15 protein-coding genes and 2 pseudogenes are annotated in these 14101 nt (G+C 54.1%); 8 read left to right on the top strand and 9 right to left on the bottom strand.

The genetic code is table 11. The annotated features are described in order from the left end of the window. The first annotated feature begins 25 nt into the window (after positions 1-25). Together QN399_RS02390 and QN399_RS02385 are read left to right on the top strand one after the other, a co-directional pair. Positions 26-1192 (top strand): PLP-dependent aminotransferase family protein, encoded by a 1167-nt coding sequence (locus QN399_RS02390; protein WP_323565647.1) that lies wholly within the window; start codon positions 26-28, stop codon positions 1190-1192. A 34-nt stretch (positions 1193-1226) separates the two neighbouring features. After that, the gene (locus QN399_RS02385) at positions 1227-1829 is read left to right on the top strand and encodes a glutathione S-transferase family protein (protein ID WP_322179836.1); all 603 of its coding nucleotides are present in this window, start codon (positions 1227-1229) and stop codon (positions 1827-1829) included. A gap of 174 nt (positions 1830-2003) precedes the next feature. On the opposite strand, the gene QN399_RS02380 is transcribed toward QN399_RS02385, so the two are convergent. Next, complete coding sequence (locus QN399_RS02380) at positions 2004-2579, bottom strand: CGNR zinc finger domain-containing protein (protein WP_322179835.1); 576 nt, start codon at positions 2577-2579, stop codon at positions 2004-2006. Positions 2580-2652: 73 nt separating this feature from the next. Between QN399_RS02380 and QN399_RS02375 the strand changes: the two genes are divergently transcribed. Continuing rightward, the gene (locus QN399_RS02375) at positions 2653-3840 is read left to right on the top strand and encodes an MFS transporter (protein ID WP_322179833.1); all 1188 of its coding nucleotides are present in this window, start codon (positions 2653-2655) and stop codon (positions 3838-3840) included. A 153-nt stretch (positions 3841-3993) separates the two neighbouring features. Continuing rightward, the gene (locus QN399_RS02370) at positions 3994-4383 is read left to right on the top strand and encodes a lysozyme inhibitor LprI family protein (RefSeq protein ID WP_322179831.1); all 390 of its coding nucleotides are present in this window, start codon (positions 3994-3996) and stop codon (positions 4381-4383) included. A 33-nt stretch (positions 4384-4416) separates the two neighbouring features. Here the strand turns inward: QN399_RS02370 and QN399_RS02365 are convergent, their stop codons facing one another. The 4 genes and pseudogenes from QN399_RS02365 to QN399_RS02350 all read right to left on the bottom strand — a co-directional run bounded on the left by QN399_RS02365 (position 4417) and on the right by QN399_RS02350 (position 6170). Beyond that, positions 4417-4788 carry a glutathione S-transferase N-terminal domain-containing protein gene (locus QN399_RS02365; protein ID WP_322179829.1) on the bottom strand — a complete coding sequence of 124 codons (372 nt, stop codon included), beginning with the start codon at positions 4786-4788 and terminating at the stop codon, positions 4417-4419. An 88-nt stretch (positions 4789-4876) separates the two neighbouring features. Continuing rightward, positions 4877-5422, bottom strand: coding sequence for a GTP cyclohydrolase I FolE (gene folE, locus QN399_RS02360; protein WP_322179827.1), 546 nt, complete (start codon positions 5420-5422; stop codon positions 4877-4879). Between the two features lie 23 nt (positions 5423-5445). Beyond that, a pseudogene (locus tag QN399_RS02355) lies at positions 5446-5644 on the bottom strand (site-specific integrase); the annotation flags it as partial. Between the two features lie 139 nt (positions 5645-5783). After that, entirely contained in the window at positions 5784-6170 is a 387-nt protein-coding gene (locus QN399_RS02350; RefSeq protein ID WP_322179825.1) for a hypothetical protein, read from the bottom strand. A gap of 248 nt (positions 6171-6418) precedes the next feature. Between QN399_RS02350 and QN399_RS02345 the strand changes: the two genes are divergently transcribed. Next, entirely contained in the window at positions 6419-7066 is a 648-nt protein-coding gene (locus tag QN399_RS02345) for a BON domain-containing protein (RefSeq protein ID WP_322179823.1), read from the top strand. 64 nt (positions 7067-7130) lie between these two features. Further along, positions 7131-7364, top strand: coding sequence for a hypothetical protein (locus QN399_RS02340; protein ID WP_322179821.1), 234 nt, complete (start codon positions 7131-7133; stop codon positions 7362-7364). 327 nt (positions 7365-7691) lie between these two features. On the opposite strand, the gene QN399_RS02335 is transcribed toward QN399_RS02340, so the two are convergent. From QN399_RS02335 to QN399_RS02325, 3 genes are all read right to left on the bottom strand, one after another. Further along, positions 7692-8249: a Smr/MutS family protein gene (locus QN399_RS02335; protein ID WP_322179819.1), complete on the bottom strand. Its 558-nt coding sequence runs from the start codon at positions 8247-8249 to the stop codon at positions 7692-7694. 119 nt (positions 8250-8368) lie between these two features. Next, positions 8369-8689, bottom strand: coding sequence for a hypothetical protein (locus tag QN399_RS02330; protein WP_322179817.1), 321 nt, complete (start codon positions 8687-8689; stop codon positions 8369-8371). 203 nt (positions 8690-8892) lie between these two features. After that, complete coding sequence (locus QN399_RS02325; RefSeq protein ID WP_322179815.1) at positions 8893-9483, bottom strand: cysteine hydrolase family protein; 591 nt, start codon at positions 9481-9483, stop codon at positions 8893-8895. 261 nt (positions 9484-9744) lie between these two features. Here QN399_RS02325 and prmB point away from each other — a divergent pair, with 261 nt between their 5' ends. Further along, positions 9745-10653 (top strand): 50S ribosomal protein L3 N(5)-glutamine methyltransferase, encoded by a 909-nt coding sequence (gene prmB, locus QN399_RS02320; protein ID WP_322179813.1) that lies wholly within the window; start codon positions 9745-9747, stop codon positions 10651-10653. 30 nt (positions 10654-10683) lie between these two features. On the opposite strand, the pseudogene QN399_RS02315 reads toward prmB, so the two are convergent. Next, a pseudogene (locus tag QN399_RS02315) lies at positions 10684-10977 on the bottom strand (tyrosine-type recombinase/integrase); the annotation flags it as partial. A gap of 270 nt (positions 10978-11247) precedes the next feature. Between QN399_RS02315 and QN399_RS02310 the strand changes: the two are divergent. Beyond that, entirely contained in the window at positions 11248-13857 is a 2610-nt protein-coding gene (locus tag QN399_RS02310) for an AAA family ATPase (RefSeq protein ID WP_330200504.1), read from the top strand. Positions 13858-14101 lie beyond the last annotated feature (244 nt).

Genomic DNA, 14101 nt, shown 5'->3' with positions numbered 1-14101 from the left:
TTTAACTTCGCTACGGGTGACCTCCATGGCTTTCTCCGAACGAGTCTCACGCCTTAAAAGTTCTTTGATTCGTGAAATTCTGGCCGCAGCCCAGCGTCCGGAAGTGATGTCGTTCGCTGGCGGGCTACCCGCAGAAGCAATGCTGCCACGCGTTGAATGGGCTGACATGCCACTGGCCATGGGGCAGTACGGCATGAGCGAGGGCGAGCCTGCTTTACGCGAAGCGCTGGCCGCTGAAGCCCGCGCCTTGGGCGTGCCGTGTGAAGCCAGCCAGGTGCTGATTGTCAGCGGCTCGCAGCAGACCCTCGACCTGGCGGCCAAGCTGTATATCGACAAGGGCACCGAGATCCTCCTCGAAGCACCAACCTACCTGGCCGCGCTGCAGATTTTTCAGCTGTTCGGTGCCGATTGCATCACCGTGCCCTTGCAGGCCGATGGCCCGGACCTGATCGCTATGCGCCAGCGTCTTGAGCAGCACAAGCCTGCGTTCGCTTACCTGATTCCGACCTTCCAGAACCCGTCAGCGGTACGCTACAGTGAATCCCATCGCGATGCCGTGGCGGCCCTGCTTGATGAATTCGATGTCACCCTGATCGAAGACGAACCTTATCGCGAATTGAATTTCGACGGTGGCAGCGCGACCCCTATCGTCAGCCGCTTGAAAAAGGCCAGTTGGATCTACACCGGCACGATGTCCAAAACCCTGCTGCCTGGGCTGCGCGTGGGTTACCTGATCGCGACGCCGGACCTGTTTCCGCACTTGCTGCGCCTGAAACAATCGGCCGATCTGCACACCAACCGGATGGGGCAGTGGCAGGCTCTGCAATGGATGGGTACCGAGCATTACCGCAACCATTTGGCGGAATTACGCGACTTCTATCGTGTGCGTCGTGACGCTTTCGAGGCCGCCCTGCAAGAGCACTTCAGCGATCTGGCCGATTGGAATAACCCGCAGGGCGGCTTGTTTTTCTGGTTGACCCTTAAAACGCCTTTGGACACCCGTTCCCTGCTCAAACCAGCGCTGGCCCAAGATGTGGCGTTTATGCCGGGTGAGCCGTTTTTCGCCGATCCGGACGCCAACCCCGGTTATCTGCGATTGAACTTCAGTCATATCGACCCCCAGCGTCTGGGTGAGGGTCTCAAGCGGCTGGCCGCAGTGGTTCGCCAGGCACAGGTCGCTGAAGCGGCGTGATGCATTCATGAATACGCAGCAAGGGAGAAGGGTGATGTACACAGTTTACGGCGACTACAATTCAGGCAATTGTTACAAGATCAAATTGATGCTCAACCTATTGGGCATCAAGTACCAATGGGTGGCAGTGGACATCCTTAACGGTGAAACCCAGACCCCCGAGTTTTTGGCGAAGAATCCCAACGGCAAGGTCCCGGTCCTGGAGCTTGAGGATGGCACTTGCCTGTGGGAATCCAACGCGATTCTCAACTTCCTGGCCGACGGCAGCGCCTATCTGCCCAGCGAGCCGCGCTTGCGCACGCAAGTCTTGCAGTGGCAGTTTTTTGAACAGTACAGCCATGAGCCTTGCATCGCGGTGGCTCGCTTCATCCAGTTTTACCTCGGGCTACCGGAAGAGCGCCTCGCGGAATATCACGCCATGCAAAAAGCTGGCTACCGAGCGCTCGCAGTCATGGAGCAGCAACTCAAGCGCACGCCGTTCCTGGTAGGAGAAACCTTCTCCATCGCCGACATCGCGCTTTACGCCTACACCCACGTCGCTTACCAGGGCGGATTTGACCTTGCCCCGTACCCGGCAATCCAGCAATGGCTGGGCCGAGTGGCCGAGCAACCGGGCTATATAGGGATGCTGGATTAACCTGAACCCAGGTTGAAGACAAATAAACCGGTCTGCAACGAGCGACCGGTTTAAAGAGATGGTCACCCCCAACACCCTGCGAGGGCTACGCTTTCGCAGGGTGTTTTGTTTTCGGAGGCCATCATCATGAGCGAGCCAGATGCCGGGCATAAAGAGTAGAAGAGAGCCACAGTCTCAAGACACATCCACATTTGCTTTGGCCGCTGCGCGTGACCGGAAGGCGCTCACCTTTGCAATAGTCCCGCAAGCCCGGCCATTCGGCCCGCCCTTAGTCATGCCGCACCAGCGTTTGCTGCCATTGCGGGTGTGATCGTAGAAAGCCCACTGGCAATCTCCACACGTTTTCAGCCGCGACCATGCACCTGATGCAATCGCATTCGCCACGGCCGCAAGAATATGGCCGACATAAGTTGCTTCTGCAGATATCACGCTCAGCGTCGTCACTCCTCCCACCGACTCGACATGCACCGACAGGGCGACACGATTGAACCACGCGTTCAACTGCTCGGTGTTGGCGTCTGGACTTTCGCACGACTTCCGCAGATCCGAGCGCAATACGAGCAGTTTGTCCAGGCTATCGCTAGGTTGACGTGGATAGAGCGAGAGATCGCTCTGCCATGCATCAGAATCGCTTGCCAGCAGCGGCAGGATATCCGCCTCGATGCGCGTCTGGTTAGGGATCGACCAGGTATTAATAAAACGCCGTACGCTTTCGAGGTCGCCTGGCGCAGCTTGATTGTGAGTTTGCATCGCACCCTCTGGTTGCAAAAGCTACTGATATGGGTAACCATCAAAATATCATTGCTGGTTACGGTGGCGCAACATGATCAGGGAAGACGATTGTGCACGACCGGTTTGGTCCCGCGAGATCCGGAGATTGCTCTGGATGCAGGGCTTAATGAATGCCTCGCATTTTATGACGGTTCCGCTATTGGCGTTGTACATGTCAGCCAACCTCCATTTCGGTGCGGCAGCACTGGCTTCTGTTATGTCGGCCAATTTGCTCTCCGCGCAGGCGTTGCCGCTAGTTGCCGGCGCCATAGCCGATCGTTTTGGCTCGCACATGATCATCACCCTAGGGCTTTTTTTGAGGGGGGTGGGATTTCTCGGATTTGGATTTTGTGACGGTGTGATGGCTTGGGTATGCTTTGCGATGATCGCTGGTACTGGCGTCGCTTGCTACGAGGGTGGCGTTTACGGAGTGTTTGGTCGTCAACCAAAGACATGCCTATCTGCCCTGTTCGCGGCCAATAACCAGATGCTAAATACCGGAGCGGCCGTTGGGCCAATTATTGGAGGTCTTGCGGGTCTAGCCGATGTCCGTGCTGCCTTTGCAGTAAGCGCGATATTGTTCATTAGCCTCAGCACGGTTGCATTTCGGGAAAAGTTTGGGTCATCAACTATCTTCAAAAGGCAGCCCGCCCTAATGAGCCTGAAGGTAGCAGCCACACACCGCGGGTTATGGCGGCTGATCGCCATATCGCTGCCATGGTTTTTTCTGTTTCCGCAGCTTTACGTGGCGTTCCCGATGTATGCGGGCCAGATAGCAGGGCCATATGCAGCTTCTGCGGTCTACGTGGTTAACGGCGTGGTCGGATTGACCTTTATCGTGGCTATAAGGCGATGGTTGGTGAGGATGGATCCTGCATCGCTGACAACCGGGGCCTATCTGGCCGCAGGGGTCGCGTTTGCCAGCGTAGCAATGTTGCGTGGCATCGAATGGTTCTTGTTGTTTATCGTGGCCTATACGCTAATCGAAACAATTCTGTTACCCACACTTGAAACCATGACCGCATCGTTGGCAACAGAAGGTAGTCAAGGCACATTTTTCGGTGTGTTGAGCGCGGTGGGTGCACTCGGAGGTGCTGCCGGTTATTTCGCGGGGAGTTGGCTCATATTGAATCGAACCCCCGTCGAAACCTGGTTGACGCTGGGCAGCGTAGGAATGCTCGGGTTTCTGGTTTCGGCGCTGCTCCTTCGTATACCTAAAGGCAAACCATCGCTGAGCTAGATTGCTGGAAGAGCAGTAAAAAATGACATTGCGAGGGATAGGGCCAATCTGCTCAACCCAAAGAGGTCAGGTCGAATGCAAATGACTGGTCAAGTGAATGCAATTACTCATGGCTCGGGCTGAACGTTATTTCTGGAAAAAGGAGTATTGACTATGCGTTATTTGATAGCGGCCGCCATAGTGATGGGGCTTGGATGGACAAGTGTGCAAGTCGCTTTGGCTGACGACTGCAATGCGAATCAGGCAGCCATGAACGCGTGTGCTGGCAATGACCTGTCCAGGCTTGATGCGGACTTGAACACCCAATACCAGGCGCAAATGGCTTACTTGAACATGCCGACGCAAAAGCAGGCGTTCAAGGACGCGCAGCGTAAGTGGGTTGCGTTTCGTGATGCCGATTGTGTGTACCAAGTGGGCAAGCGAGAGGACTCTGGTTCGATCTGGCCGTTGCTTCAGTCGCAGTGTCTGGCAGCGCATACCCAGTTGCGAGTGGAGCAGTTGAAAGCCTACGTGGCCTGTCGGGCTGAAGGTTGCCCGAAATAAGCCTCCGCAGGCTTGTCTGCGAAGGCTCCAGCTTCAGACCGCCGCGAAGCGCTGCTGCAAGTAGTCGATGATGACCTTGGATTCATACATCCATACGGTCTTGCCACCTTCTACGATGCGCAGGCACGGTACTTTGATCTTGCCGCCTTCGGTGAGCAGGGTCTGACGATCGACTTCGTTGTTTTTCGCATCACGCAAGGCCACGGGAACGTTCAGGCGGCGCAAGGTGCGACGGGTCTTTACGCAGAACGGACAGGCGTTGAACTGATACAAAGTCAGGTCCTGCGCCGACAGATCGACAGCGACTTGAGCTGCAGGCGTGCGCTTTTTCTTGCCCGGACGGGTCAGGAAATCGATAAAAATGATGAGTTGGCCCAAACCAACCCTTAATGCCTTGATGAACACGGTGACGCCTCGCAGTAGGGGGATGAAACGAAGGTGAGATTACTCAGGAGCCGCAGACAAGAAATCTGGACGGCCCCTGCACAGCGAATCACTTGATCAAGCTGAGAAATTCACTGCGGGTCGCCGCGTTTTCGCGAAATTCACCGAGCATCACCGAGGTGATCATCGATGAGTTCTGTTTCTCGACGCCGCGCATCATCATGCACATGTGCTTGGCTTCAATGACGACTGCGACACCCAAAGCACCGGTCACTTGCTGAATCGCATCGGCGATCTGGCGGCTGAGGTTTTCCTGGATTTGCAGGCGGCGGGCATACATGTCGACGATTCGCGCGACTTTCGACAGACCGAGCACTTTACCGTTCGGGATGTAAGCGACATGAGCCCTGCCGATAAATGGCAGCAAGTGGTGTTCGCACAACGAGTACAACTCGATGTCCTTTACCATGACCATCTCACTGTTGTCGGAGCTGAAGAGGGCACCGTTGGTGACTTCTTCGAGACTTTGTTCGTAGCCTCGACATAGATACTGCATGGCTTTTGCAGCACGTTTTGGCGTATCGATCAAACCTTCGCGGGACACGTCCTCGCCGAGCTGACCCAGTATCGCGGTGTAATTCTGTTCCAGTGTCACAGGGCTATTTTTCCGTACGGGTTTCAGGGCGGTACATTTTCTGTCTGTACCAGATGTGTGCCAATCAGGCTTGTTTCGAGCTTTTCGAGTTGGCGCCAGTCGGTGCTGGCGTTTATCCATCGGGCGTACGTGGATAGTAACATTTGCACGCTATGGCCGAGCTGATTGGCGATGAATGCAGGGTCCATGCCCGCCAATGAGGCACATGGTAGCGTAGGTGTGACAGCAGTTGCACGGTCGACGCGATCTGAACGCCGACGGCAAAGAGCCCGGCGTCGGGCCGGGCTCGGTTGTTAGGGTAATCAGTCTTGCTGGGTGGCTAACGATCTGGATGGAGCGTCATAACAACGTCTCGACAGTGTCACTGCCTGGTCGTGGCTGTGAAGAAACGCGGCTTGCCGACATCCTGCGCTATTTGCCGGTAGGTGCAGTCGTCGGTTGCCGCCAGAAGCTTTCTGCCATCTTTTAACGTTGCCAAAAACGTCACTTCCTTTTCCTCACTGGCCAGCATGAAACCTGCTGCGGCGCCTACAGGCCCCAACACCAACCCGCCGGTCAATCCAAAGCCGATAGCGTCTGCGGTTTTTTTAGTTGACGCTTCGCTGGCTACCTCCAGATTTTTTATCGTAGAAACCGAAATCTTGATGCCGGGCCAGGGGTAAAGGGGTGTCGTGAGCGTAATTGAACCGGAACTGTACTCGCCATCACCTTGAAGAAAATCACCCGCCAGCGCTTTGATTTTGGCCATGTGGAATCCTCCTTCAGTGTCACTGCAAAAATATTCAGTCAATCCTGGCGGGATGGAAGACAGTGCCGTCAGTCTGCTTTGGACACGGACGGCTGGCGCCCTTGCGCGTCGGTCTGTCAGGCACAGGATGGATTGTTGATAAAACTCAATACCGCTCCAGCCTCGGGGGGTAAAACCATAATAGCAGTGGGAAGCTCGCTGTCAGATGCGAGAAATCAATGAGTCCATAAAGAACGCGAGGATCCGCCATGAACGATTTAAGTCTACGCCAGGATATTTTGGATGAGCTTGAATTCCAGCCGAACATTGATGCGGTCCACATCGGTGTAGCTGTAGATAAGGGCGTCGTCACACTGACAGGTCATGTCACTAACTATGCGCAAAAAATCGCGGCGGAGCGTGCCGTGAAGAGCGTCAAGGGTGTTCGAGCCATTGCCGAGGAAATCGAAGTGCGCTTTCCGAGTGACTTCGTCGTCGCGGACGACACCATTGCCTCCAGGACACTGGATGTCATCAGTTGGAACACTGAAGTTCCGGATGATCGAATCAAGGTCAGGGTTCAGGCTGGCTGGGTAACGCTGGAAGGCGAAGTGGACTGGCAATTCCAGAAAGAAGCCACTGAACGTGCAGTGCGCAAACTGTCCGGTGTCAAGGGCGTCACTAACCTGCTCACGCTTAAACCACGGGTGAATGCTGCAGACGTTCAACGCAGGATCGAAGATGCGCTGAAGCGTAATGCTGCCCTTGAGGCTCACGGTATTCATGTCAAAGTCACTGGTGGCACCGTGAAACTCGAAGGTAAGGTTCACCTCTGGCTCGAACGTCAGGCAGCTGAGCGGGCGGCATGGTCTGTCCCCGGTGTTTACAAAGTTGAAGATAAGCTAACGATTGGTTGATGCTCGGGGCCAGGCGATGCTCTTCTCGTTCGCCTGGCCCCACGCTGTTGAAAGGAGCACGTTCATGAGCGAGATAAGGCGAGAGCATCTTCGTCGTATTGCACTGGAGTTAGAGACGCTACGCGCGAGCATTCATCAGCTAAAGGCGGAAGAAGACGTCAGCTCCAAACTTTTGCCGGGCAACAATCCTGCCAATAGCCATCATGCGCTTGAGCGCGCTTTTGAAGATTTACGCGACTCCATCAATCATATGGAGGAAGTCTTGGCGACACTGGCCGAGGCCACGGGGGAAGTTTAAAATCGCGATCAATCACCAGGCATTTACCTAACCTTTACAGTCATCGGTTGGCGATACGAAAGCCGTTGATGTCTGAAGTATCAGGTAATAAATACCTGTCGTGAAGAGAGCGAATGTATGGTGAGTCGAGTAGTGAAAATGGCGATTGTGGTGGCGGTATTGTCGTCCATGTCGGGCTGTTTCTTTGGACCTTGGCATGACGGTTATGGGCATGGTCACCGTTACTATGAGGGTGGCCGGCGTTGATCGAATCGGATCTGATCCAGTCAGGCTGTGACACCCAAGCAGCCTGACGGTCCGCAATCATTAAGGCTGCGACTTAAGGAGTTACTCGTCGCGGCCTTCCATCATTGTTCGTTTGAGCATGACGTAAACGGCGCCCGCGCCGCCGTGTTTTGCCAGGCAAGAGGCAAAGCCCAGCACTTGTGAATGCTGGCGCAGCCATGTGTTGACGTGGCTTTTGATCATCGGGCGTTTGCCATCCAGGCGCACCGCCTTGCCATGGGTCACGCGCACGCAACGAACTTCCAGCTTGGTCGCTTCGGCCAAAAACTCCCAGAGTGTTTCCCGCGCTACTTCGACGCTCATGCCGTGCAGGTCCAAGCCCCCCTCGAAGCTGATCTGCCCGAGTTTAAGCTTGCGCATCTGGCCTTCCTGGACGCCATCACGAGCCCAGCTCAATACGTCCTCCGGGCCAACGTCGATGACGAATTGGTCGGACAGGCCATCAACGATCACCGAGTCAGTGCGCACAGTAGCAGCCTGACGCAGTTTGGCCAGGTGCTTACGGTCGGCTTTGGGTTTGCCGACGTCTGCGTGATCGTGCTTGATCGGCTTTACGCCGCGGATCTCGTTTTTAAACAGGGAAAAATCGTCGTCTTGCATTTAAGCCTCCGCGCAGGACGGCTAGTTTACCTGCGTCACGCCTTGCCAGGCGTGACTAAAACGTTATCGCTGTGCCCGGTTGTGTTTCCAGTGAGCGATACGAAGAGGGTTTGTCAGCCTCAGTCGTGCTTTTTCATCAGATGCGGTGCCATGTTCAGCTCGCTGGGCCGGCGCAGACGACGACGGCAGCGACGCCATATCGAGACACCGAGATACAGCAGGAACAACCCGATCGCCACCACGAGACTCGCTCCGCCCGCGCTGGCATTGAGCTCGCCCAGTGCTGGCGGGTGACCGATCAAGCTGGCAATACCGGCCATCACCAGTAAAACGCCACAGGTGGCCAACAGTGCTGCAAATGCGGCGCCGAAGCGCATCCGCCAGTTGCTTGGGCCTTTTGGGCGCAAGCGACGAGCATCGAAACCATCGGATATCTTCATTCCGATTTCCTCTCAGGGTATCGGCGCTCTGACCAGGATATAACCTGGTGGTTCCCGTTTTGGCGGAAATCAAGGGCTGTGGGGATGATTAATGGATGGGCGGTTACATCCAATTCGTCTCTTTGGCAGAGGTAACCCAGCCGTTTTTCAGGAGCTGCCAAAGCGATGAGGCCGGGTCAGCATCCTGATGGATCAAGCCTGACTCAGATCAAATCCCGGGTCAGTGCAAGCGTTGCGAAGTTGTCCGCCATGATCGCCATCTCGGTCTGATGAACTATCTTGGCGCTGATCACGCCCTGCTTGCTGGGCAAGTCGCGGGTTGCGCAGGCGTCGTCCACCAACGTGCAGCGATAACCGTAGTCTTTGGCTGCGCGTACGGTGGTGCTGATGCTTGAATGGCTCATGAAGCCACACACGATCAGGTCCAGAGGCCCCAAGCGTTGCAACAGATCGTGCAGGCCAGTGCCGTGGAATGCGTTTGGCAGGAGCTTCTCGATGACCGGCTCTTCGCCTTGAGGCAATAGCTGGGGAAGGAACTTGCCGCGCTCACCTTGCGGATCGAATAAACCGCCCACGGTGCCAAGATGGCGCACATGCACGATAGGTCGACCCGCTGCCCGGGCAGCGTCCACCAATTGGCAGATATTGGCCACGGCCTCATCAATGCCTGTCAGCGCCAGCGGACCACTGACGTACTCCTTCTGCGCATCGATAATGATCAGGCTGGCATTGCTCAGATTAGCCGGTGCGTAACCACGGCCACTGAGTTGAAACATCGTTTTTGGGTCGGACATCTGGGGCTCCTGTCGGTGGCGCTTTTGTCACATTGTCCTCTGGCTGAGCGGTTCTGTGAATGGCAACGATTGGAAGTGGCGTGGTTACTGGGCTGCAAGCCATCGGACTGTTTGCGATTCATGTCATTTTGCCTGCTTCGTGGCTACGAAGTCATCGCAGGTTGTCTGCTGTCGAGGGTGTGATCAATCATCTTTTGGGCATCGTTTGTTCAGGCCATGGCTGATAGAATCGTCCGTCGTTTTTTCAAGGAGCATGCCCCCGTGATCACTTCCCGCCTGCGCACCCTGCGCGACCATATCCGTTGGGCCGTTAGCCGTTTCCATGGGGAAGATCTGTTTTTTGGTCACGGCACCGACAATGCCTGGGACGAAGCCCGTCAGTTGGTGCTGGGCGCGGTGCATCTGCCGTGGGAAATTGCCGACAGCTACCTGGATTGCCGTCTGGAAGACGACGAGCTGGTTAATCTGCAACGCTTGCTCAAACGCCGCATTGACGAGCGCATCCCAACCGCTTACCTGCTGGGGGAGGCGTGGTTCTGTAGCCTGTCGTTCATCGTGGACGAAAGGGTTCTGATCCCTCGTTCACCGATTGGCGAGCTGATCGAAAAACGTTTTGAGCCGTGGCTGCCAGTAGACCCAGCACGCATTCTCGACCTGTGCACGGGCTCCGGTTGTATCGGCATTGCCTGTGCGTTCGAGTTCCCCAACGCTGAAGTGGTGTTGGCCGACCTTTCTTTCGAAGCGCTGGAAGTGGCGAATCAGAACATCGAGCGTCACGGCGTGGATGAGCGCGTCTACACCGTGCAGGGTGATGGTTTCGACGGTTTGCCGGGGCAGCGATTCGACCTGATCGTCTCCAACCCTCCTTATGTCGATGCCGAAGATTTCGCCGACATGCCGGATGAATATCAACATGAGCCGGAGTTGGCGCTGGCCTGTGGCGATGACGGTCTGAACCTAGTGCGGCGCATGCTCAGTCAGGCTGCGGAACATTTGACCGAGAAGGGCTTGCTGATCGTCGAAGTCGGCAACAGCCAGATCCATGTCGAGGCGCTGTACCCGGAAGTCGACTTCGCCTGGCTGGAGTTTGAGCGGGGAGGGCATGGCGTGTTCATGTTATCGGCCGAGCAATGCCGCGAACATCAAGCGCTGTTCGCTTCTCGGGTTTGATCGTAATGAGGGGTGCGTGATACGGCGCCTTCAAGAAAGTGAGAACCCCGGTAAGTTTAGATTTACCGGGGCATCGTCGACCTCAATCCCCAAGTATCTGACGGTGCTTTCAAGTTTCATGTGACCCAGCAGGAGTTGGACTGCCCTTAGATTCTTCGTTCTACGATAGATCAGGGAGACCTTCGTTCGCCGCAGCGTGTGGGTGCCGTACATGGCTGGGTCAAGACCAATGTTTGTTACCCAGGCTTTGACTATTCGAGCGTATTGCCTGGTGGAGAGATGATCTGAACCGTGGATCCGGCTCTGAAACAGGCAGTCCTCGTTAGTGGTTTTCATGGCTTGTCCTCCACCTTGAGGGAGGACAAGAATGGATCAGTTGCGGTACACGGTCGCTAACCGGCCAGAAGCAGTCATTCGAGCGTGTCTATAAAATGCGTGACGACTCAGTCTGAACTGATAAACCCTTTGGGGAGCTGGTGGAAGGCGAACGCGCTCGGCTAGCTATTTCTCTTCAGGGGCTGCATCCTCGGAACGGTTGGTAATGTCGATTGGCCAGCCGTTGGCCTAGTGCATCAAGCTGTTCATGGAGGAATCATGTCGATATTGAATGACGTACTGCTCTGGTCGGAAAAAGACCTATCTCTTTGGCTTCGAGATGCAGCCAGAAGGCTGCTGCTCAATGAGCAATTGGGCCCTCAGGATTTCCGTGATTTTTACGCGCTTCTGAAGCATGAAAACGACATTGAAGTCGTGGACGGCCTTCAGGCAAACCCGCTCAGTGCCGATCACATACCCGCCGGTGGTGAGGCGGCATTAAGCGTCACGCTCAAGTCGATGAGTGATTTGGAAAACGTCAATAGAATTATGCCAGGCCAAGTCCTTTCCTTTGAGGAGAAGGGCGTGACCGTGATTTATGGCGGTAATGGCGCCGGGAAGTCTGGTTATGCGCGAGTATTGAAACATGCCTGCCGTGCTCGAGACAGGGGCGGTGAGATACTCGGTGATGTCACCAAAGCGGCGGTGGGCGCCGGTAAACCCAAGGCGACGTTCACCGCGTCGTTGAACGGGGTAGCTCAGACGTTTCATTGGACAAGTGGGTCGGTGCCCCCTCCACAGCTTTCTTATGTGAGTGTATTCGATACCTCTTGCGCGAGCGCCTACCTAATAGAGGGCGATGCAGCGTACCTTCCAAGGGGATTAGACGTGGTTGAGGCTCTGGCAAGTAAGGTTGTGCCAGAGGTCTTAGCCTTAATGAATGACGAGTTGAAGGGAATTGACGTCTCGCTCGACATTCTTGCCGGGTTTAATAAAGAAACTGCCGTCGGCAGGTTGCTCGAAAACTTTGGAGAAAAGACAAGTAGGGAGAATATTGTCCGTCTGGGCACGCTTTCGCAGGAAGAGCGAGACAGGCTCAGTAATCTGGAGTTAGCGATAGCAGAGCCCGATCCAATATTGAAATACCAAAGTTTGAAGACTTCTGCCGCTCACATCAAAAATCTTGCAGAAACAATTCTGAAGAAAGAGAAGTACACGACGGAGAAGGCCTTAGATAAGCTTAAGCGTTTGGTTAAAGAATCGTGCGATGCTACAGAGGGCGTGGATGCTGCTGCACGAGCGCTTAGGGTCGAAGATGATCTTTTGCCAGGTTCTGGTGAAGCTATTTGGAAAGAATTGTTTCTTGCTGCGCAGAAGTACTCTACAAGTGTTGCGTATCCAGGCCATGACTTCCCTAATTGTGCGGAAGAGGCTGTCTGTGTGCTCTGTCAACAATCGGTAGAACCAGCCGCAGGTAGAATGCGACGGTTCGATGATTTTATAAAAGAAAATGTAACCAAGCTTGCTTCGGAGAAAAAAACAGCGCTTGATGATGTTCTGGATCAGATAGATCGCTCAAGTTTGGATTTCGGATTTAGCCAAGCCCTGGCAGTAGAGCTAGAGGGAGAGGCAGAAGGGTTGGTCGACCGAATTAAGAACTATCAAGATCAAATTAATGGCTACAAAGCATGGATGTTAAAAGCAGCCCGCTCTGTAAATTTGGACGACGTCCCAGACCTAGATGCTAGTCCTGTTAGTGAACTGCGTAAGGTTGCAGCCATTAAACTTTGGAAAGCCAGATTCTATAAAAAGGCGTCGAATCCCGAAAAGCTCAAAAAGCTATCAAATGAGCTAGCCGAGCTGAAGTCTCGTGCAGCTCTTGCTCTGATAGTTGAGGCTGTGCTGGCCCTTCATGGTCGTATTGTCTATCGTACCAAGCTTGATGGGTGTAAGGGGCAATTGAATCCTAGAGCTATTTCAGCGAAATCTAAAGATATAGCGGGGAAAATAATTACCGACTCCTTGAGGAAAGCTCTTGATGAGGAGTTTATCAAACTGGGTATCGGGCATATAAAAACCAAACTCAAGGAAAGAGTTGATCGCGGCACCGTAAAATTCACGTTATTGCTCGATCTGCCTGCTGCAAAAAAAATAGAGCAAGTTCTGAGTGAAGGTGAGCAGCGAGCGGTTTCGCTTGGAGCATTTTTAGCGGAACTTAAACTTTCGGATCATCGAGGTGGGATTATATTTGATGATCCCGTATCGTCTCTTGATCATGTGAGGCGACGTCAAGTTGCTCGACGATTAGTTGAGGAAGCTGCTTTTAGGCAGGTGATTGTTTTGACGCATGATATATCCTTTCTGAGTGAATTAATCGACTCGTTAGGGGAGGCGAAAGAGATCCCTCACCTTGTTCACCATCTAGAATGGGTGGGAGATGCTGCTGGAGTAATCAAGCAGGGGTTACCGTGGGATAAAACTGGATATAAAGAACGGATTCGCCAGCTTGAAGCTCGAGTAAAAAAAATGGAGCCATGGCCCGTTTATCCAGGCGAAGAATTAGTGCGAGATGTGCGAATTCTTTATAGCGACATACGTGCGACGGTAGAGAAGGTCGTAGAGGATGTCGTATTAAATGGAGTTGTTACTAGGTTTAGTGACATGGTTGGCGTCGGGAATTTGCATAAGATTACGGGACTTCGAAAGCAAGACGCTGATGATATTGTAATGTTGTGGAAAAAGGGCCATAGGATGACGGAGGCGCATCTTCAGGCTATGAATAAAGACATGCCAGTAGCGGGGTTGGAAGAAATCAAGACGGATGTTGCATCTATTCAACTACTAGTAGATAACGTCAATAAATATCGTGCTAAACCCGCCGAAGCGTGATTGCTTCATAAGCCCGGCGTAAGCCGGGCATCACCGAAATTCTTTGATTCAGAGCCCCGCATCGATGATCAGCTCGGACGGATTGCACCCCCGTGCCGCTGAAATAATCGGGGACAGACCACGTATTGATACTGCCGGCAGACCGCACCCTGCAGCTCTTTGCCGGTCACAGCGGGCAGGAGTCGGCCAGAAGCAGACATTCAAAACTTTGAGGCTTAGTTTGTATAGATTTCAGGGATACCGA

Origin of the sequence: Pseudomonas sp. 10C3 (assembly GCF_036346185.1) — a bacterium.
Lineage (GTDB): Bacteria > Pseudomonadota > Gammaproteobacteria > Pseudomonadales > Pseudomonadaceae > Aquipseudomonas.
The sequence above is the reverse complement of the archived record's forward strand: the minus strand, read 5'-3'. Positions and strand labels throughout refer to the sequence as shown.